The sequence below is a fragment of the Sorangium sp. So ce327 genome, from assembly GCF_051530205.1.
Taxonomy (GTDB): domain Bacteria; phylum Myxococcota_A; class Polyangia; order Polyangiales; family Polyangiaceae; genus Sorangium; species Sorangium cellulosum_B.
The window spans coordinates 1,699,680-1,718,859 of the sequence record NZ_CP150330.1; the positions used below are offsets into that span (position 1 = coordinate 1,699,680).

The 19,180-nt window shown below is 72.5% G+C and carries 14 protein-coding genes; 10 read left to right on the forward strand and 4 right to left on the reverse strand.

Features of this window, described 5'->3' with window-relative positions; translation table 11 throughout:
- Positions 1-67: 67 nt before the first annotated feature.
- Positions 68-664, forward strand: a complete 597-nt coding sequence (locus WME95_RS06320; protein WP_437907520.1) for a Uma2 family endonuclease — start codon at positions 68-70, stop codon at positions 662-664.
- Positions 665-725: 61 nt separating this feature from the next.
- On the opposite strand, the gene WME95_RS06325 is transcribed toward WME95_RS06320, so the two are convergent.
- Entirely contained in the window at positions 726-1,415 is a 690-nt protein-coding gene (locus WME95_RS06325) for an FAD-dependent monooxygenase (protein ID WP_437907521.1), read from the reverse strand.
- Between the two features lie 371 nt (positions 1,416-1,786).
- On the opposite strand from WME95_RS06325, the gene WME95_RS06330 reads away from it, so the two are divergent.
- Positions 1,787-3,814 (forward strand): redoxin domain-containing protein, encoded by a 2,028-nt coding sequence (locus tag WME95_RS06330; protein ID WP_437907522.1) that lies wholly within the window; start codon positions 1,787-1,789, stop codon positions 3,812-3,814.
- Complete coding sequence (locus WME95_RS06335; protein ID WP_437907523.1) at positions 3,811-4,707, forward strand: hypothetical protein; 897 nt, start codon at positions 3,811-3,813, stop codon at positions 4,705-4,707. Before WME95_RS06330 ends, WME95_RS06335 begins: the two co-directional genes overlap by 4 nt.
- A gap of 118 nt (positions 4,708-4,825) precedes the next feature.
- Here WME95_RS06335 and WME95_RS06340 read toward each other — a convergent pair whose 3' ends face one another.
- A complete protein-coding gene (locus WME95_RS06340; RefSeq protein WP_437907524.1) occupies positions 4,826-6,184 on the reverse strand; it encodes a monooxygenase in 1,359 nt (452 codons plus the stop codon).
- 101 nt (positions 6,185-6,285) lie between these two features.
- Here WME95_RS06340 and WME95_RS06345 point away from each other — a divergent pair, with 101 nt between their 5' ends.
- From WME95_RS06345 to trpA, 6 genes are all read left to right on the forward strand, one after another.
- Positions 6,286-6,969 carry a response regulator transcription factor gene (locus tag WME95_RS06345; RefSeq protein WP_437907525.1) on the forward strand — a complete coding sequence of 228 codons (684 nt, stop codon included), beginning with the start codon at positions 6,286-6,288 and terminating at the stop codon, positions 6,967-6,969.
- Positions 6,966-8,363, forward strand: a complete 1,398-nt coding sequence (locus WME95_RS06350; RefSeq protein ID WP_437907526.1) for a sensor histidine kinase — start codon at positions 6,966-6,968, stop codon at positions 8,361-8,363. The genes WME95_RS06345 and WME95_RS06350 overlap by 4 nt, the downstream gene beginning before the upstream one ends.
- A gap of 573 nt (positions 8,364-8,936) precedes the next feature.
- The gene (gene trpD / locus WME95_RS06355; RefSeq protein ID WP_437910957.1) at positions 8,937-9,980 is read left to right on the forward strand and encodes an anthranilate phosphoribosyltransferase; all 1,044 of its coding nucleotides are present in this window, start codon (positions 8,937-8,939) and stop codon (positions 9,978-9,980) included.
- A complete protein-coding gene (gene trpCF / locus WME95_RS06360) occupies positions 9,973-11,466 on the forward strand; it encodes a bifunctional indole-3-glycerol-phosphate synthase TrpC/phosphoribosylanthranilate isomerase TrpF (protein ID WP_437907527.1) in 1,494 nt (497 codons plus the stop codon). Before trpD ends, trpCF begins: the two co-directional genes overlap by 8 nt.
- A 49-nt stretch (positions 11,467-11,515) precedes the next feature.
- The gene (trpB, locus tag WME95_RS06365) at positions 11,516-12,709 is read left to right on the forward strand and encodes a tryptophan synthase subunit beta (RefSeq protein WP_044964109.1); all 1,194 of its coding nucleotides are present in this window, start codon (positions 11,516-11,518) and stop codon (positions 12,707-12,709) included.
- Positions 12,706-13,530: a tryptophan synthase subunit alpha gene (trpA, locus tag WME95_RS06370; RefSeq protein ID WP_437550169.1), complete on the forward strand. Its 825-nt coding sequence runs from the start codon at positions 12,706-12,708 to the stop codon at positions 13,528-13,530. Before trpB ends, trpA begins: the two co-directional genes overlap by 4 nt.
- Before the next feature lie 106 nt (positions 13,531-13,636).
- Here the strand turns inward: trpA and WME95_RS06375 are convergent, their stop codons facing one another.
- Both WME95_RS06375 and WME95_RS06380 read right to left on the reverse strand, forming a co-directional pair.
- Positions 13,637-14,701, reverse strand: a complete 1,065-nt coding sequence (locus tag WME95_RS06375; protein ID WP_437907528.1) for a hypothetical protein — start codon at positions 14,699-14,701, stop codon at positions 13,637-13,639.
- Positions 14,702-14,758: 57 nt separating this feature from the next.
- Positions 14,759-18,187: a POTRA domain-containing protein gene (locus tag WME95_RS06380; RefSeq protein WP_437907529.1), complete on the reverse strand. Its 3,429-nt coding sequence runs from the start codon at positions 18,185-18,187 to the stop codon at positions 14,759-14,761.
- A gap of 182 nt (positions 18,188-18,369) precedes the next feature.
- Here WME95_RS06380 and WME95_RS06385 point away from each other — a divergent pair, with 182 nt between their 5' ends.
- The gene (locus tag WME95_RS06385) at positions 18,370-19,173 is read left to right on the forward strand and encodes a phosphate/phosphite/phosphonate ABC transporter substrate-binding protein (RefSeq protein WP_437907530.1); all 804 of its coding nucleotides are present in this window, start codon (positions 18,370-18,372) and stop codon (positions 19,171-19,173) included.
- Positions 19,174-19,180 lie beyond the last annotated feature (7 nt).

Below are 19,180 nucleotides of genomic sequence, written 5' to 3' on the forward strand. Positions count from 1 at the left end.
GGCCCGAGCGGCGCCTGGCACGTGCCCGCTGGCGGGCTCCGCGCGGGTACGGCACGATGGTGGAGCCGTGTCGCTCCCCGCGCGCAAGCTCGCCACGATCGCGGATCTGCTGGCCGTCCCCGAGGCGCAGCGCTTCCACGAGATCATCGACGGCGAGCTCGTCCCGAAGGCGATGCCTTCGCCGAAGCACGGCGGCGCCCAGGCATCGCTCGCCGGGATCGTGTTCCGCCCCTACAACCGGCGGCCTGGCGGTCGCTGGCCAGGAGGGTGGTGGTTCGCCACCGAGGTCGAGGTGCAGCTCGAGGAGCACGAGATCTACCGCCCCGACGTGGCGGGCTGGCGGCGTGAGCGCCTACCGGAGCTGCCCGAAAAGACGCCGATCCTCGTGCGGCCCGACTGGGTTTGCGAGGTGCTGAGCGTCTCGAACACGCGCAACACGCGCAACGATCTCGTGAAGAAGATGCGCACCTACCACCGGTGCAAGGTGCCCCATTACTGGATCGTGGATCCAATGAACGAGGTGCTCACCGTGCATCGCTGGATGGATGACGGGTATCTGAACGTGCTCACGGCAGAGCGGGGCGAGCGCGTCAGGGCAGAGCCGTTCGACGCGATCACGTGGTCCGTCGGGGCGCTCTTCGGAGACGATCCGGACGAGGAGTAGAGCGGCGACTCGCCGAGACGGGGCTGCGCGCGGTCGCGCAGGAGCGCCCCTCCCGGGCTCGTCACGCCTGAGGCCGAGCCGCCGGGGCGCCCGGACGCCCGCTCATCGGCAGTCCGCTGGACCAGCCCCTCGCCATGCCCTGCACCATGGCCTCGTAGTCGGTCGCCTTGCTCCTGCGATCCCTCGCCTCGCAGAGCGCAGGATCGGTCGCGAACAGCGAGCGCGCGAGGTCGCGGGCGCCCGCGTTGATCGCGGCGTTCTTGGCGTGGCGGCGCTTCGTGAAGGCGGTGAACGCCTCCTCGAGGGAGGCCGCGCTGCCCAGGCAGTCGGCCAGGTGCCACGCGTCTTCGAGGGCCTGACTGGCGCCTTGGCCCGACGTGGGCAGCGCCGCGTGCGCGGCGTCGCCGATCAGCAAGACGTTGTCTCGATGCCACGTGTCGATGGGATCGTGATCGTGGACGTAGATCTTGTTCATGCGCTCGATGGGCGTCTCCTCTATCAATCGCGGTATCGGGCTCGGCCACCCGCGGAAGAGGGCGCGGAGCTCGGCCCGGTGATCTGCCGGCTCCTTGCCCCGAGCTTCAGGGCAGGCCGCGGCGCCGGCCCAGTACGCCTTCGATCGAGATACGGGCACGACGCCGAAGCGCACGCCGACACCCCAGCAGTCCATCACCTCGATCTGCGATTCCGAGAACACCGCGCGATCGCTCTCGAACGTGCCAAGCCAGTTGACGAAGCCACTCCTCAACATGAACCTTCCCGTGTTCTCTCGTGGTCTCCTGCGACCACGACCCTTCTAACGACGCTGCCGGGGGGTCCCTACCACATGCCCCGCGCGCTGCACGCGGGACCGCTCCGAGGCCTGCGTCCTCGGTGACGCGTCATGTTCGGCCCCCCAGGCCATCGAGCCGCGGAGGCCGCCCCCCCTCCGAATCTCCGCCTCCGACCTGGACCCCACCTGGTCCGGACGGCGCAACGGGGGACACCGTCGGAGATGTGCGCCGGCGCCGCCGCGACCCAGGTTCTCCTTGCCCAGGCCCCCCTGGCGACTTGTATCGTCGCAAAGACGCTGCCCTTGCTTCATCAGCCGCCCTGTCCTTCATCCCCTCCAAGGAGCTCTTCATGACGCTGCTGCGACGTCGCGCTTCCGCCTCCGCGCTGATCTTGCTCGCCTTGTCCGCCTGCGGAGACGACGATGCGGTGAGCGAGACCGGGCTGTCGTGCGGTCCAGGCACGAAGGCCGAAGGCGGCGTGTGTGTGCCTTCGGCGACGAGCCCCGGCGTCGTCTGCGGCGAGGGCACCGAGGACGTCGACGGCGCGTGCGTGCCTTCGGCGACGAGCCCCGGTGTCGTCTGCGGCGAGGGCACCGAGGACGTCGGCGGGGAATGCGTCCCGACCGCGCTCCAGCCCGGGCATTTCCTGAGCCCGCTTGTGCAGCTCCAGAGCTTGCACGAAGTCGGGAGCCACACGGATGAGGTCCGCGTCCGCGACGATGACTTGCTCCTCAATTGCAGCTACACATTCAACGTCATCGATGCGGAGGACCCCGCCGACATGGAGGTGCTCGCGGGGGGGCTCAAGCACACAATCCCCGGCGATACCCGCACGCCCGGCTGCAAGCACCTCGCGTGGGACGATGATCTCGTCTTCACCACGCACCTCGGCAACATCCGGAACCCGGCCTTCCTGAGCGGCTGGGACATCAGCGATCCCGAGGCCCCGGTGCAGCTCCCTGTCCTGCAGGAGGAGGGGATCAGCTACGAGGGAGTCGACGTCGCGAACCACAACATCTTCGTGGGGCTGCACGGAGATGGCCTCGGCGTCTACCGCTACGACAGCGCGGTCGGGTTCACGCGGGTCGGCAGCCTGGGTGGATTCACGAATGCGTGGGGGGTCGCGGCGCGCGACAACCATGTCTTCGTCGCCGACGGCGTGGACGGGCTCGTCACGGTCGACGCGACGGACCCGACGGCGCCAGTGGAGCTCGGGCGCGTGGCGACAGGCGGCCAGGCGAAGGGCGTCGTCGTGGACGGCGACTTCGCGTATGTGGCGGCGGGCTCTGCGGGCGTCGCCGTCGTCGACATCTCCGACCTCGCGCGCCCGGTCGTCGTCGGGCGCGCCGAGATGCCCGGGACCCCGCTCCGCCTGGCAACCTCCGAGCGCCGCCTCTTCGTCGCCGCGTGGAACGACGTGCGCGTGTACGACGTGTCCACGCCCGCCGCCCCGACCTTCATCGCGGCCGTGCGCATCCCGAGGGCGTTCGAGTACGACGATCCCGATCGCGAGCTCCCCACGATGCGCACCTTCGGCGTCGCCGCCCGGGGTCAGGACGTGTTCATCGGCACCTGGGAGAACCCGTATTCCTACCGCCTCGAGCCGGACCGCCTCGCCCCCAACATCCGTCTCCCGGAATCCGCCGCGCGGATCGATTTCGGCCCGGTCGCGGCCGGGGACAGGAAGACGCTCCCGCTCGAGGTCACGAACCAGGGGACGGCGCCGCTCACGCTGGTGGACAACTGGGTCAGCGGCTCCGCGTTCAGCGTCGAGCCGCGCCAGGCCCGGATCGCGCCCGGCGAGACGATCGAGCTCAACGTGACCTACCTGGCCTCGGCGACGGACCAGGAGATCGGCTATCTCCACATCACCTCGGACGACCCCGCGGCCCCGGTGCGGAAGAGCTATCTCGTCGGCAACGCGCCCGGCGTGAGCGTCGGGGCGCCCCTGCCCGCGACCACGGGCACGATGCTGGACGGCACGACATGGACCTCGGAGGAGTCGGCGGGGGGCGTGCTTCTGCTCACCTACTTTGCCACCTTCTGTCCGGTCTGCGCCAACCACCTGCCGGACACCGAGGAGCGGTTCTGGCTGAAGTACAAGGACCAAGGCCTGCAGATCGTCGCCCTCAACCCGAGGGAGCCGGTCGATCAGATCGGCCAGGTACAGACGTATTGCGACAACATCAAGGTCAGCTTTCCGGTCGGGCTCGAGGAGACCGCGAGCACCTACGCCGCCGTGACGTCCAATTTCCCCGGCCCCAATCCGTTTCCGGTCGACGTGATCGTCGGGAAGGACGGCATCGTCCGGTATGTCACGCATGAGTACGATCCGGATGCGATGACGGCGGTCATCGAGCAGGCGCTGGCCGAATGATGAGGCGCGCCCTGCTCCTGATGGTCGTGCTGATCGCGTCCGGTTGCGACGGAGGCGGCGGCTCGACCAGCGGGGCGGGGGACGCCGGCGGCGGCGCAGCGACGGGCGGCGGCGCCGGAGGCGGCGGCAGCGCAGCGGTCAGCGGTGGTGGCGACGCTGGCGGCGGCGGCGCGACGGGCGGCTCCGGCGCAGGCGGCGCGCCGGCGGGTCCAGGCGTGACCGGCGTGCTCGCGGACGAGGCGGGACAGCCCATCGGCGGAGCCACCGTGCTGTTTTGCAACACCGCGGTCTGCTACTCGGACCGATCGAGGGCGGATGGTCGCTTCACCTTCCTCTGCGACGCGGAGCCGCCTGTCGACTTCGTTGTGAAGTCGATGGAGGACGCGGGGACGACGCCGCGCCGGGGAACGACCCTGTTCCCGCTGCGCTTCACCGACGCGGTCACCGTCGATGCGGGATCGCTCTTCGTGCCGCACCTGCCCGCGGGCGCCGTCCTTGGTCCGAACAGCGATGATCCGCAGGTCCTGGAGGTCGGCGATGGCCTCCAGCTCACCGTGAGCCGCGCCGCGCTCGCGACGCCGCTCGGCGAGGCCCTCCACGACATCGCGGCCCGGAGGATCCCGCCCGAGCGCGTGCCACCGCTCCCCGATCTCGGCGGGGAGGAGATCGTGGCGGTCTACGCGCTCTACCCGTTCGCGACGACCAGCGACTCGCCCATCGGGGTCCAGGCCCCCTCGGACCTGGCGCCAGGGACGCCCGTGAGGTTCCGGACGATGAGCGAGTACGACGGCAAGCTCTCGGCGCCGGCTGCAGGGGAGGCCGACGGCGCGGTCGTCAAGACGGCGCCGCTCTCCGGGATCGACGAGCTCACCTGGATCGTGATCTCCAGGTAGCGATCATCGCACCGCCGTCGGCCCGACCCTCCGCAAGGCGAAGAGGCGCCGGATTCCCGCTCTGGCGACGCCGCGGCGGCGTCGGTCGACGACCGCAGTCCGCCCGCTGGAGCGCCGCTCACGGCGTCACATAGAGCCACGCGAGGCACATCTCGTCGTTCGTGCCTTCACCCCAGGCGAGGTCCTCCGGCGGCATCCTGACCCCGCTCACGAACGGCTGGTTCTCGGCGCTGTTGTCCCAGTGGCACTCGACGCGAAGCCGGTCGCCCGGCGCGAGCCGCCTCGGCTCGGCGAGGCCGTAGGGAGATTGCCAGTGGAAGTCCCAGCGCGGGATGTCGACCAGGCACTCTCGCTCGCCGTCCCCCCGGCGCGTGGACAGGGAGATGCTCTTGCCGCGCAGGTGCTGGTGCAGGCCGACCGTGTACAGCGTGAATGGCTGATCCGCCGGGAGGGCGCCCTTCGTGAAGAGCGATACAGCGGTCGCCGCGTCCTCCTCGAAGTCGTACATCACGTCGGGATCGCCGGCCGGGATCCGCATACCGCCCTTCACCCACGCGGGGTCGAGCCACGGCATCGTGTACGCCGGCCGCTCCACCGCGTCGTCGATCCGGAGCGCGACGCGGGTCTGGTCCGGGGCCGGCATGCCGTGCGCGATGTTGTAATGGACCTGCATCACGATCTTCACCCCCGGCGGGACCTCGATCCCCGTGCCCCGAGGGGCGTCGCGCCCGAACGACCCGGGCGCCCATCCGCCGAGGATGCCATACGCCGAAGGGCCCTGGATCGCGGCGTCGTCGCCGGTCGGGCCGCCGAAGCAGGAGTAGCCCGGGCCCGGATCCGCCGCGTCCCACGCCTCGTAGGTCTCCACGGCGCCCGGCTTCGCGAAGAAGACGACGACGTGGTGCACGATCGACGGCGCGCCCGGCGTGACGCCGAGGCCCGTGACGAAGCGGGTCGCCTCGTACGGCCAGTCGATCAAGAAGCACCGGTATTCGTCGGGCGCTGTCGCCGGCGTGTAGGGCTCGGGCATCGACAGATCGAGGTCGACGCGCGACAGGCCGCCAGGCATGTCCGGCGACGCGACGAACTCGGCCGGATCGCCGGGGGGCGCGCCCGCCTCGGCCCAGCGCGCGATGGCGTCGATCTGGTCGTCCGTGAGCGAGCGATCGTCGAGCAGCTCCGCGCAGCCCGGCGCGGGAGGCCAGGGAGGCATGCGCCGGCTGGTCACCGCGTCCGCGATCGCGTCCTTGAGCTGGATCGCGACATCGGCTGTCGTGAACGCGAACGGCGCGATCCCACCCGGCGCGTGGCAGCCGGTGCATTTCGCCTCGAGGATGGGCCTGACGTCCCGGTGATAGGTGGGCGTGGCGCTGGGAGGAGATCCATCGTTGTCGCTGCTGGCCGTGCTCGAGCAGCCGATCGCCCCCGCGCCCATCAGGGCGAGCAGCGCCGAGCAGGTGCCGTGATATCGATTCATGCGATCCATCCTGCCCGCGAGATGTTGAAGGGCTGTGGAGCCGCGCCAGATCGCCGGATCGGCCGCTTTCGCGCCCCCGCGCCAGCTGGTATCGGTGCCTCATGACGACACGCGCGCTCGTGGTCGAGGACGACCCCGGTGTCGCCGCCGGGCTCGTGCGCGGGCTCACGGCCGCCGGGTTCGAGGTGGAGCTCGCCACGAACGGCCGCGCCGGGCTCGAATGCGCCCTCCGCGGCGCCTTCGACGTCGTGGTGCTCGACCTCATGCTGCCCGAGCGCTCCGGCCTCGAGATCCTGCGCGATCTGAGCGGCCGGCGGCGTGTCCCTGTGATCGTGCTGACCGCGCGCACGGATCTGCCGGATCGGCTTCGATCGTTCGAGCTCGGGGCGGTCGATTACGTGCCCAAGCCCTTCTTCATGGAGGAGCTCGTCGCGCGCGTCCGCGCTCACCTCGGCGTGCGCGCGGGCGCGCCGCGGCGGGTGATCGGCTGGGCCGGGGTGACGGTGGACCTCGACGCGCGCGCCGCGCGGCGAGGCGAGGCGGTCCTGCCGCTCACGCGGGCTGAGCTCGATCTCCTCGCGTACCTGATCGAGCGGCCGAGCCGCGCGATCTCCCGCGAGCAGCTCGCCGAGCGGGCCCTCTCCGCGCTCGAGCCGCGCGACGCGCGCACGATCGACTCGCACGTGGCGCGCATCCGCAAGAAGCTCGGAGCGGGCGCGGCCGCCGCGATCGTGACCGTGTGGGGGATCGGGTATCGCTTCGAGCCTCCGGAGGAGAGCGCATGAAGCTCCTCCGGAGCCTGTCGATCCGGGTGCTCCTCGTGTCGGTGCTGAGCGGCGGGGTCGGCCTGACGAGCGCGGCGCTCTCGGCGCGGTACGCGTCGGAGCGCATGGCCACGAAGGTGATGGGCAGCTGGCTCCGGCGCTCGTCGGCGCGGCACCGGGAGCGCTGCGAGGCGCAGCCCGAGCAGTGGTCGGCGGGCCTGCTCGATGGGCCGCAGATCTTCGCCTACGACGCAGGGACGCTCGCCTCGGCCAACGGCGCGGCGCCGCCGCTCGACCGCGCGCTCCACGCGCGCCTGGGCGCGGTGGACGGGCCCGCGGTCGCAGATTTCCGGGCGCTGCTGCTCGGGGGCGGGGGGCTCGCGCAGATCCGCGCGGCGGAGAGCGGCCCGTGCGCGGTGCTGCAGGCGGTCTGGCCGGCGCGCTCTCCGGAGAGCGGCGTCCTGCTCGTCGGATTGGCCGGGGTCCTCGGGGCGGCCCTGGCGGCGGCCGCGCTCGGGGTCTTCCTGGTCGTGCGGCCCCTGTCGGACCGCGTGCGGCGGCTCCACGGCGCGGCGGCGCGCGTGGGCGATCCACGCGGATACACGCCCGCGCGGCGCGCGGACGACGACGAGCTCGACCGGGTGGGCGCGGCGCTCGACCGGGCGCACGCGCGCATCCGCGAGGACGCGGCGCGGCTGGAGCGGCGGCGGCGCGATCTCGAGCTGCACCTGTCGGACGTCGCGCACGATCTCCGGACGCCCCTCGCCTCGCTGCAGCTCGCGATCGAGCAGGCAGCCGACGTCGCGCGGGATCCCGCGCAGGTGGAGCTGTTCGCGGGCGCGTTGCGCGATTGCGTGTACCTGGCCGGGCTGGTGAGCAACCTGCGGCTCGCCGCCGAGCTCGAGGAGGGCCTGGACCCGGCCGCGAACGAGGGCGGGACGGATCTGAGCGACGCGGTCGAGCGCGTCGTCGCGCGGCTCGCGGCGCTCGCGCGCCGGCGGGGGATCGCGCTCGCGCACGCGGTGCCGGACGAGGCGGTGCTCATCCGCTGCCACCCGGTGGCGTGCGAGCAGGCCGTCGGCAATGTCGTGGAGAACGCGGTGTCGTACGGCGATCGCGGCGGGCACGTGGCGGTCGTGCTGAAGCTCGAGCCGGAGGGCGGCTTTTGCCTGACGGTCGCCGACGATGGCCCCGGCGTGCTTCCCGCCGAGATACCGCGGCTCGGGGAGCGCACGTTTCGCTCCGACGAGGCGCGTCGGCGCGATCCGCGCGGCTCGGGGCTCGGGCTCGCGATCACGGGCGAGGTCTGCCGGCGCTGCGGGTTCGAGCTCTCCTTTTCCGCGGAGGCGCCGCGGGGGCTCCGGGTGATGATGAGGGGTGCCCGGAAAGAGGCGTCCCGCGCGCGCGGCGCATAACGGGAGATCTCGCCGGCGGAAGCTCAGCGATCGCCTCCTCACGTGTCGAGGCGGCGCTCGATCCGGGTGATCTGGATATCTCTGCGAGGACGATGAGAATCCCGGCGCTGTGCCCTCCGCTCTCCCCACTGAAGAGCCGGTGGTCGAAGAGCCGGTAGTCGAAGAATCAACAAGACCGGCAGGACGAGCGAAGCGGGAACCGCCGCGAACCCGCTTGACGCTCGTCGCGCCCGCAAGCTATGTTCCCCGCATGCCCCGCGCGCTCCCCGCGTCCTGCGCTCGCCGCCGCTCCGAGGCCTTCGTCCTCGGCGGCGCGTCGTGCTCGGCCGCCGAGGTGGGTTCGTGCGTGGCAGGGCTGCGCTGGTGGCGCTGGTGCTCTACCAAGGCGGGCCCTTACCACGGGTAACGCGCCTCCCTGCGGGGAGGACGACCTGAAGGAAAGAAGAAGAGGGCCCGCCGAACAACGGTGGGCCTTTTCGCTTTTGTCCGCTATGCAGGGCGCCGCGGCGCGACGCCAGAGTCCCGAGGATCCGTGTCTGCCGGAACAGCCGTGAACATGAGGAGAGAACCATGATGCATGCAGTCATCGATGCGCTCTGCGCCGGCGTCGACCTCTCCGCGGAGCAGACCGAGGCGCTGTTCCGCGATGTGGTCGCAGGGGCGCTGACCGAGATCGAGCTCTCCGCGCTGCTCGTCGCGCTCAAGGCGAAGGGCGAGACCCCCGCCGAGATCGCGGGCGCGGCGCGCGCGCTCAGGGGGGCGTCGGCGCCGTTCGCGCGGCCGGCTTATGTCTATGCCGACTGCTGCGGCACCGGCGGAGACGGGCAGTCCACCGTGAACGTGTCGACGGCCGTCGCCTTCGTCGCGGCCGAAGCAGGCCTGCCGGTCGCCAAGCACGGCAACCGCTCGGTCTCCTCCCAGTGCGGCTCCGCCGACGCGCTCGAGGCGCTCGGCGCCCGGCTCGACCCGCCGGCCGAGGTCTCGCGCCGCGCCCTCGATGAGGTCGGCTTCTGCTTCCTCTTCGCGCCGCAGTACCACGCCGGGCTCCGCCACGCGATGCCCGTGCGCCGCGCCCTCAAGGTGCGCACGATCATGAACCTGCTCGGCCCCCTCGTGAACCCGAGCGCGCCGCCGATCCAGGTGATGGGCATCTACGATCCGGAGCTCGTCACCCACGCCGCGCGCACGCTCGGCATGCTCGGGTGCCAGGCCGCGCTCGTCGTCCACGGCGGGGGGCTCGACGAGGTCGCCCTGCACGCCCCGACGCGCGCGGCCCGGCTCCGCGATGGGATCGTCGAGGAGCTCTTGATCGACCCGGCGGACGCGGGGGTCGCGCCGGCGCCGATCGAGGCGCTCCGGGGCGCCGGCCCGGCGGCGAACGCGGCGTGGCTCCACGATCTGCTCGCCGGGCGCGGCGCGCCCGCGCACCGCGACGCCGTCGCGATCAACGCCGGGGCGCTGCTCTGGGTCGCCGGACGAGCCGAGGGGCTGCGGGAGGGGACGGCCCTGGCGCTCGACGCGCTGGGCTCCGGGCGCGCGGCGGAGCGCCTCACGCGCTTCGTGGCGCTGAGCCGGGATGGGGCCCAGGAAGCGCGGAAGGAGGCGAAACATGGCTGAGCAGGGCAATGTGCTCGCGCGCATCGTGGAGCGGAAGCGGGTGGACGTGGCGGAGCGCGAGCGGCGGACCCCGCTCGCCAGCCTTCGGGCGAGCGCGCCGCCCACCTCGCGGAGCCTCCGGCGCGCGCTCTCCGCGCCGGGCGCGCGGTTCGTCCTGGAGTGCAAGAAGGCCTCTCCGTCCGAGGGCCTCATCCGGCCGGATTTCGACCCGCACGCCGTCGCCGCCGCGTACTACGGCGTCGCCGACGCGGTGAGCGTGCTGACCGACGAGCCCTTCTTCCAGGGCAGCTTCGAGATCCTCCAGGCCGTGCGCGCGGTCGTGGACGTCCCGATCCTCTGCAAGGACTTCGTCGTTTCGCCCTACCAGGTGATCGAGGCGCGGGCGAACGGCGCGGACGCGATCCTGCTCATGCTGTCGGTGCTGGACGACGCGACCGCGCTCCTGTGCCTGGGCGCCGCCCAGGCGCTCGGCATGGACTGCCTCGTCGAGGTCCACGACGAGGCGGAGCTCGAGCGGGCGCTCGCGCTGCCCGCGCCCGTGATCGGCATCAACAACCGCGATCTCAAGACGCTCAAGGTCGATCTCGCCGTCTCGGAGCGGCTCGCCCCGCGCGTGCCGCGCGATCGGATCGTCATCGCGGAGTCGGGCGTCGAGTCGCGCGCCCACGTGGAGCGGCTCGCGCCCTCGGTGGACGGGTTCCTCGTCGGCACGTCGCTCATGCGCAGCCCCGACATCGCGGACGCCGCGCGCGCGCTGGTGACCGGCCGGGTGAAGATCTGCGGCCTGACCCGGCCCGGGGACGCGCGCGAGGCGGAGCGGCTCGGGGCCCGCTTCGGCGGCCTCGTCTTCGCCGAGGCCTCGCCGCGGCGGGTGACGCGCGAGCAGGCCGAGATCGTGGCCGCCACGGCCGCGGGGCTGCCCTTCGTCGGCGTTTTCCTCAATCAATCCGTGGACTTCGTCGCGGATACGGCGCGGGCGATCGGGCTGCGCGCCGTGCAGCTCCACGGCGACGAGGACGCCGCGTTCATCGAGGTGCTGCGGCGCGCGCTCCCCGAGGGGTGCGAGGTCTGGAAGGCGGTCCCGATGGCGCCGTCCGGGGAGGCCGCCGGCGCGGCGGGCGCCGCGGGCGCGGTCGGCGAGGCGGGCGGCGACGGCGCGGGCGCGGAGGTCGAGCGCAGCGCCGACCGGCTTGTCTTCGACACGCGCACGGCGGAGGCGCGGGGAGGCACGGGGCGGACGTTCGCCTGGAGCGCGATCGACGGCCACCCGGCGCGCACGCGGAGCCTGCTCGCGGGCGGGCTGAACCCGGACAACATCGCCGCGGCGCGCCGGGTGGGGACGTGGGGGCTCGACGTGGCGTCGGGCGTCGAGCGCGCGCCCGGCGAGAAGTGCGCCGACCTGCTCGTGCGCCTGTTCGACAGCGCGCGCGGCCCGTCGCGCCACGACAATGACCCCGGGGCCCCGGCGGACCGCGCCTCCCCCTGACGGCAGCTCTCACGACGCACAACGCACAACCGACGATCGAGGCAATCACATGCAGCAAAGCGGCCGCTTCGGCGCCTTTGGCGGCGCCTATGTCCCGGAGATCCTCGTGCCCGCGCTCGAGCAGCTCGAGCGCGCGTACCTGGAGGCGCGCGGCGATCCGTCGTTCGCGGCCGAGTTCGACGCCTTGCTGACGACCTACGCGGGGCGACCGACGCCGCTCACCCTGTGCCGCAACCTGACCGGCGATCCGCGCGTGAAGCTGTACCTCAAGCGCGAGGACCTGCTCCACGGCGGCGCGCACAAGACGAACCAGGCGCTCGGCCAGGGGCTGCTCGCGCGGCGCATGGGCAAGCGGCGGCTCATCGCCGAGACCGGGGCCGGCCAGCACGGCGTCGCGACCGCCATGATCGGGGCGCTGCTCGGCATGCCCACGCGCATCTACATGGGCGCGAAGGACGTCGAGCGGCAGCGGCTCAACGTCTTCCGGATGCGCCTCATGGGGGCCGAGGTGGTGCCCGTGACCTCGGGCTCGCAGACGCTGAAGGACGCCCTCAACGAGGCGCTGCGCTACTGGACCGAGAGCTACGAGGACACGCATTACCTGATCGGGACGGTCGCCGGGCCTCACCCGTTCCCCACGATCGTGCGCGATTTCCAGTGGGTGATCGGCCGCGAGGCGCGCGCCCAGATCCTGGAGGCCGAGGGGCGCTTGCCCGACGCGGTGGTCGCGTGCGTGGGCGGCGGCAGCAACGCCATGGGGATCTTCTCCGAGTTCATCCCGGACAAGGACGTGGCGCTCGTCGGCGTGGAGCCCGCCGGCCACGGCCTGTCGACCGCCATGCACGGGGCGACGCTCCTCAAGGGCCGCCCGGGGGTGCTGCACGGGTCGGAGACCTACATCCTCCAGGACGAGCACGGGCAGGTCGCCGAGACGCACTCGGTCTCGGCGGGGCTCGACTACCCCGGCGTCGGGCCGGAGCACGCGCACCTCATGACGTCGGGCCGGGCGACGTACGTCGCGGCGACGGACGACGAGGCGCTCGACGCGTTCCAGCGGCTCGCGCGCAGCGAGGGCATCATCCCGGCGTTCGAGTCGGCGCACGCGATCGCGCACGCGCTGAAGATGGTGGCGGAGGCGGCGCAGGCAGGGCGCGAGACGGTGCTCGTCGTGAACCTGTCGGGCCGCGGAGACAAGGACATGGAGCAGGCGCAGAGGCTGCTCGATCCCGGGAGGTCGACATGAGTCGGGAGACGGTGACGACGCGCTACGATCGCGCATTCGAGCGGCTGCGGCAGCGCGGCGAGGGGGCGTTCATCCCCTTCCTGATGCTGGGGGATCCCGACCTCGCCACGAGCGCGCGGCTGCTGCGCGCGGCCGTGGAGGGCGGCGCGGACGCGATCGAGGTCGGGATCCCGTTCTCGGATCCGATCGCGGACGGCCCGACGATCCAGGCCGCCGCCGTGCGGGCGCTCGAGGCCGGCGTGCGGCCGGGCGACTGCATCGAGCTCCTGGCGCGGTTCCGGGCGGAGGCGCCGGAGGTGCCGATCGGCATCCTGACGTACGCGAACCTCGTGAAGCACCGCGATCTGGCGGGCTTCTACGCGTCGGTGGCCGCGGCCGGGGTCGACAGCGTGCTCGTCGCCGACGTGCCTGTGAGGGAGTCGGATCCGTACGTGGCGGCGGCGCGCGCCGTGGGGGTGGCGCCGGTGCTGATCGCGCCGCTGAACGCCTCGGAGGCCACGCTGCAGCAGCTCGCGGAGCGGTGCAGCGCGTACACGTACTGCGTGACGCGCAAGGGCGTGACGGGGGCGGACGAGCAGCTGCGCCTCGGCCACGGGGCGCTCTTCGAGACGCTGCGCCGGTTCGGCGCGCCGCCCGCGATCCTCGGGTTCGGCATCTCGAAGCCCGAGCACGTGCGCGACGCCCTCGCCGCCGGGGCGTTCGGCGTGGTCAGCGGGTCCGCGGTCGTGCAGCGGGTCGCGGCGAACGTCGGTGATCCCGAGGCGGCCGCGCGCGCCGTCGCGAGCTTCGTCCGCGAGATGAAGGCGGCGACGGCGCGCTGAGCGCGCCGGCCGGATGGCGTTCCACCCGCCGAGCGGGTCAGGTTCACGGCGGAGCGCCGTCGCTACCGCGCCATGAGGGGCTCGCCCTTCGGGCGGCGAGCCGAGCTCACCGGCACGTGACGTCGCACAGCCTCTCCGAGAGCGCGATGCAGCCCTCGTCCCACCCGATCGTGCAGCAGAAGCTGTCTCCGTCCTCTCCGCACACGGTCTCGACGCAGCTGTTGCAGGTCGCGTCGAGGGGCGCGCCTTCCTCGCAGAGGTCGTGGGCGCACCCGCAGGCCCGCCCGCAGGCGGCGGTGAGGCCGGCGACGCAGTGGGTATCCCAGTTGCTCATGCAGCACGCCGGGTCCTCCGCGCACAGCTCGGTCACGCACGGGTCGCAGCCCATGAGGAGGGGCGCGCCTTCCTCGCAGAGGTCGTGGCCGCACTCGGCCGGCGGGCACACGCCGCAGTCGGTGGCGCACGCCTGGCAGTTTTCCCTGTCGGGCTCGCATGTGCCGTCACCGCAGATCGGCGGGCACACGCCGCAGTCGTCGGCGCACGAGCCGCACGTCTCGCCGGTGTCACACCGAAGATCGCCGCACGCCGACGCCCCGCCCTCTCCACCGCCGCCGGTGGCGTCGCCGCCGCCTGTCGAAGCGCTGCTCGTCGAGGCGCTGCTCACCGAGCCGCCGCCGGCGGCGTCGCCGCCGCCCGTCGAAGCGCTGCTCGCCGAGCCGCCGCCGCCGGCGTCGCCTCCGCCCGCCGAAGCGCTGCTCGTCGAGGCGCTGCTCGTCGAGGCGCTGCTCGTCGAGGCGCTGCTCGTCGAGCCGCCTTGCCCGCCCGCTCCACCGCCGCCCGTGGCATCTCCGCCAGCCGAGGCGCTGCTCGTCGAGCCGCCTTGCCCGCCCGCTCCGCCGCCGCCCGTGGCATCTCCGCCAGCCGAGGCGCTGCTCGTCGAGCCGCCTTGCCCGCCCTCTCCGCCGCTGCTCGTCGAGCCGCCTTGCCCGCCCTCTCCGCCGCTGCCCGCCGCTCCGCCGTGCCCGCCTTGCCCGCCTTGCCCGCCGGACCCGCCGGCGCCGGACGTGCTCGCCGCGCTGCTCGGCGCGGCGCTCTCGTCGTCGCCGCAGCCGGCGATCGTGAGGGTCGATGTCAGGGCGAGCAAAGCACACATGCGGAGTGAACGGTTCATCAGGGGAGCCTCGTTATCATCATGCGTTGGGAGCGGCCTCGCGCGCGAGGCCGCCTGTCAAAAGAGCCCCACGGAGAAGTGGAGTGCACCGTCGATCTCATCCAGCTCGTCGCGCGGATCCAGGTTGAAGCCGTAGTCGAAGGCGAGGGGGCCGATGGGCGTGTTCACCCGCAGGCCGGCGCCGAGCCCGTAACGCAGGAGCCGCGGATCGAGGTTGACGTTCCTCGCCCTGATCCAGAGGTTGCCCGCGTCGAGGAAGAGCCCGAGCTGGAGCAGATCCGTCAGCGGAATGCGCAGCTCGGCGCGCGGGTTCACCATCACCGTCCCGCCGCGCGGGATATCGTCGGTCGACACCTCGGCGTCCCCGCCCAGCGCCTTTCTCGCCTCCTCGAGCCCGTCCTCAGGATACAGCGACTCGGCCAGATGGGAACGGAGAGAGTCGACGCCGCCGAGGAAGAACAGGCGATCCGGGTACGTCCCGCTCTCGGCCACGAGCGGCTGAATATACCCTCCGGACAGGCTCAGTGCGAGGGTGAGCCGCGACCGCGGCGCGAGGGGGATATAGCCCGACACGCGGCCCGTGAATCGCAGGAAGTGGCTCTCGGGGAAGCTCGATTGGGCCCGGACCGAGGCGAAGGCGTCGAAGGCGTCGACGTGCTCGACGCCGCCGGAGAGGAGGAAGCCCCGGGTCGCGGCGAAGGGGGTGTCCCGCGTGTCCCAGGACGCGTCGATCCGCTGCGCCAGGGCGATCGTCTCGCCCTCGGGCATGCGCAGCTGGTCGAGGATATCCCGCTTGTCGGTGCCGACGGCGCCCGGAAAGAATCCGACTTTGTTCAGCTCGGTCGACAGGGCGAGCTGCGTCGTCACGGCGCGCCGCGGGCGGTAGGTGAGCGCGGGGATGATCGCCGTCTTCGTGACGCCGAAATCCAGCTGGTTGTCGCGCACGTGGATGCCCGCGAGCGACATGCTGACGAGCGGACCGAGGCCGATGTCCGGGAGCGCGACCGAGACCGCGATGCGGCGCTCCAGCTGGTCGTCGACCTGGAGCTCCTCGTAGTGGCGGCTCGCCGCCTTGTCCACGATCATGAACTCGAACAGGTAGCTGAGCTGGACGCCCATCGTGAGGCCGATGGCGAGGCCGGCGATGTTGCGGTGTCCGTACTCGAAGGCGAGGCGCGCGCCCTCGCCGGTCGAGAACCCGATCTGCGGGTTGAGGTACTGCGGCAGCTGCTCGACCACGTGGATGACGACCCGCTTGTTCTTCTGCGGGACGTCGGGATCCTCGAGCGAGATCGACACGCTGGAGAAGGGGCCGAGCGTGGCGATGCGCTCCTCGCTCAGGCGGGCCTGCGACTGGCGGAACGGCGCGCCCTCGCGGAGCAGCACGCGGCGGAGGATCAGCTGCTCGTCGGTCCGGACGGCGCCCTTGACGACGATGCCGGTGACGAACACCCGATCTCGCTCCGAGACGATGAACCGCGCGCGGGCGCGCGTGCGGTCGGGCGAGGGCTCGATGGCCGTGCGGACCTCGGCGAACGCGTAGCCCAGGTCGCGGTAAGCATCCATGATGCGCAGCCGCGCGGCGTCGAGCGCGAGCGTCGAGAGGGGCTGTCCGACCTTCAGATCGGCGAGGTCGCTGAGCCAGCGCTCGCTGAACGGCCGCTCCTCGGCGCAGAGCGCGCGGTCGCGCTCGCTCAGGCCGGCCTGACGGCAGAAGCCCTTGTTCCCCTCGAAGGCGAGATCGTAGAGCTGGGTCTGCGGGCCAGGATGGACCGGAATGCGGAGCGTCACCTCGGGGGAGCACGCGAGGTGCCGGGCCGCGTCGGGGCGGCACGTGAGGGCGGCGGGGACGGGCGGCTCGGGGAGGGGGATGCCTTGCGCGTCGGTGAGGCACTGGGCCGTGACGCGCTCGGCGACCGGCTCGGGGACGCAGGCGCCCGGCGGGGAGCGGCGCGAGCAGGTGGCGCGGAGCACGGAGACCGGGCCGACGACGGCGTTCAGGTAGCCCTTGCTGAAGTAGAGATCGCGAAGGTGCTTGAGGGCGCGATCGTAGGTCTCCTGCGCGTACGTCATCGAGGGGATGAGCTCGACCGGCCTGGCCCGGCCGCCGGCGCCGCGGGTCGGGCCGAAGAGGTCCGAGATGCCTCGCGGGTCGGGCATCGTGAAGGGGTCGGCGCCGGGCAGGTCCTCCTCGAGGAAGCTCTCGATCTCGCGGCCGAGGTCGTCGGGGCTGAGGTCGCCCGTGAGGCAGGGGAAGACGCGCTTCGTGACGCGCACCTGGTCGTGCTCGCGGACGGTGAAGGTCAGGTAACGGACCGCATCGTCGGGCTTGCCGCCCAGCGAGGGGGTGATCTCGGCGTCGAGGAAGCCGCGCTCGACGTAGAACGCGCGGAGCCGATCGGTGAGATCGTTCGTCCTGGTCTCGGTCGTCTCGCCGAGGTCGAGCGCGGCCTCGAGGGCGTCGTCGTCGAAGGCGCGGTTGCCGTCGAAGACGGGGACGATGCGCGCGCCGGGCTCGAGGTAGACGTAGAGGTAGTTGTGCGGGCCGACCGCGAGCACGCGGTGGGAGACCTCGGCGTCGTGAAAGCCGCTGCGGCGGAGCAGCTCGGCCATCTCGCGGTCGGCCTCGGCGAGGGCGGGCTCGTCGACGCGGGCGCCGACGCCGAGGCCGTAGCTCTGCTTGAGCGCGCCGAGCTCCCGGTCCGCGCGCGGCGCCACGACGAAGACGCGCTCGGAGACAACACGTGGAGCGCCGGCCTCGATGTCGAGGGCGAGGACGACCTGGGAGGGCTCGTCGGTGTCGACGGCGCGGACCGTGACGGCGGCCGCGGGGTAGCCGTGAAGCGCGTAGAACGCGCGGATGCGGGGGCTGATCTCGGCCAGCGTGGCCGCGGTGATCTCGCCGCCCTCGGCGATGCCGGCGGCCTCGAGGGTGTCCTGCCGGTCGAGCGCGCCGCCGCTGATCTGGACGGTGGCGATGCTCCGGCGGGGGACGACGAAGATGCGGAGCGCGGCGCCGTCCGGCACGAGGTACGCCTCGGCCGACGCGCGGGCGAAGTTGCCCGAGGCGAGCAGCTCGCGCATGGCGCGGCGCGCGGCGTCGGGGCTGAGCGGCTCGCCGAGGTCGACGCTCGTGACCGGCGACACGATCTGCCATCGGTCGCCCTGCGCGGTGACATCGATGCGGACGATCGGCTTGCCGACGAGCTCTCCCAGGGCCAGCGGCTGGCCGAGCGAAGGCACGTCGGTGGCCTGGGTGCCGGCCTCGCCCGCAGGCACGGCCCGTGCCGGAGGGTCGACAGGGTCGAGGCTGGCCTGACCGGGGTTGGGGCTGGCCTGACCGGGGTTGAGGTTGGCCTGACCGGGGTTGGGGCTGGCTTGAGCCGGACGTGCCGGGGTCGGGTCGGCGTGCGCCGGGAAGGCGATCGCGCCGAGCGGCAAAAAGCCGAGCAGAAAGGGAATGAGGGTGGAACGGAAGCGAGCCATCAGGCGCGGAGCGCCGGGGGACGAAACGGAAATGAACCGGCGCCGGCGTGCACGACGGACGCAGCGTAGCCCGGTTGGGCGCTGGATGGGCAAGAGGCCGCCCGCGTGGCCCCGATGTGCGAGACGCGGGGCTCTCGGCGGGCAGAGCTCGTGCTAGCGTCGGCGCCCGTGCGAGGCACCAGATGAAGGACCTGGCGATGCTCGTCGGCGCCGTGGCGCATGACGCCAAGGTGGTGACGTTGTGGGAGAGCCTGCGCGAGCACTTCCGCGAACATGGAATCCTGATTGATTTCGCGCTGTTCTCTACGTACGAGCGCCAGGTCGAGTCGCTGATCCGCGGGCACATCGACGTCGCCTGGAACAGCGCCGTCGCGCACGTGCGGGTGAAGCGGCAGACCGAGGGACGGTCCCGCTCGCTCGCGATGCGCGAGATCGATCGCGACTTCCACAGCAAGCTGCTCGTCCGCCGCGACGCCGCCGTCGGGGCGCTCAGCGATCTGGAGGGCAAGGCGCTCGCCGTCGGGAGCGTCGACTCGGCGCACGCGCGCATCCTGCCGCTCCACTTCCTCCGGCAGGCGGGCGTGGCCGTGGAGAAGATCCAGCTCATGCCGTTCGAGGTGGACGTCGGCAAGCACGGGGACACCGCGACGAGCGAGGTCCAGGCGCTCGCGGCGCTGCACGAGGGCAAGGCGCAGGCGGCGGCGGTCGGGGACGCGGTGTGGCTCGCCGAGCAGGCGAGCGGCCACATCGACCTCCGCCGGGTCGACGTCCTCTGGACCACGCCGGCCTACGATTTCGCGATGTTCGACGCGCTGCCGGCGCTGCCCGAGGCGAAGGCCGAGGCGTTCCAGCGCGCGCTGCTCGGCATGACCTGGAAGAACCCGAAGCACCGGCGCATCTTCGAGCTCATGGGCCACAGGCAGTGGGTCTCGGGCCGCGACGACCGGTACGGCGCCCTCGACGCGGCGCTCGCCGCGGTCACCTGACGGCCGC

What these genes read in the sequence shown, in the direction of transcription:
- WME95_RS06325 (WP_437907521.1), bottom strand. Translation starts at nt 1,415, where the DNA reads ATGTTGAGGAGTGGCTTCGTCAACTGGCTTGGCACGTTCGAGAGCGAT.
- WME95_RS06330 (WP_437907522.1), top strand. Translation starts at nt 1,787, where the DNA reads ATGACGCTGCTGCGACGTCGCGCTTCCGCCTCCGCGCTGATCTTGCTC.
- WME95_RS06335 (WP_437907523.1), top strand. Translation starts at nt 3,811, where the DNA reads ATGATGAGGCGCGCCCTGCTCCTGATGGTCGTGCTGATCGCGTCCGGT.
- WME95_RS06340 (WP_437907524.1), bottom strand. Translation starts at nt 6,184, where the DNA reads ATGAATCGATATCACGGCACCTGCTCGGCGCTGCTCGCCCTGATGGGC.
- WME95_RS06345 (WP_437907525.1), top strand. Translation starts at nt 6,286, where the DNA reads ATGACGACACGCGCGCTCGTGGTCGAGGACGACCCCGGTGTCGCCGCC.
- WME95_RS06350 (WP_437907526.1), top strand. Translation starts at nt 6,966, where the DNA reads ATGAAGCTCCTCCGGAGCCTGTCGATCCGGGTGCTCCTCGTGTCGGTG.
- trpD (WP_437910957.1), top strand. Translation starts at nt 8,937, where the DNA reads ATGCATGCAGTCATCGATGCGCTCTGCGCCGGCGTCGACCTCTCCGCG.
- trpCF (WP_437907527.1), top strand. Translation starts at nt 9,973, where the DNA reads ATGGCTGAGCAGGGCAATGTGCTCGCGCGCATCGTGGAGCGGAAGCGG.
- trpB (WP_044964109.1), top strand. Translation starts at nt 11,516, where the DNA reads ATGCAGCAAAGCGGCCGCTTCGGCGCCTTTGGCGGCGCCTATGTCCCG.
- trpA (WP_437550169.1), top strand. Translation starts at nt 12,706, where the DNA reads ATGAGTCGGGAGACGGTGACGACGCGCTACGATCGCGCATTCGAGCGG.
- WME95_RS06375 (WP_437907528.1), bottom strand. Translation starts at nt 14,701, where the DNA reads ATGAACCGTTCACTCCGCATGTGTGCTTTGCTCGCCCTGACATCGACC.
- WME95_RS06380 (WP_437907529.1), bottom strand. Translation starts at nt 18,187, where the DNA reads ATGGCTCGCTTCCGTTCCACCCTCATTCCCTTTCTGCTCGGCTTTTTG.
- WME95_RS06385 (WP_437907530.1), top strand. Translation starts at nt 18,370, where the DNA reads ATGAAGGACCTGGCGATGCTCGTCGGCGCCGTGGCGCATGACGCCAAG.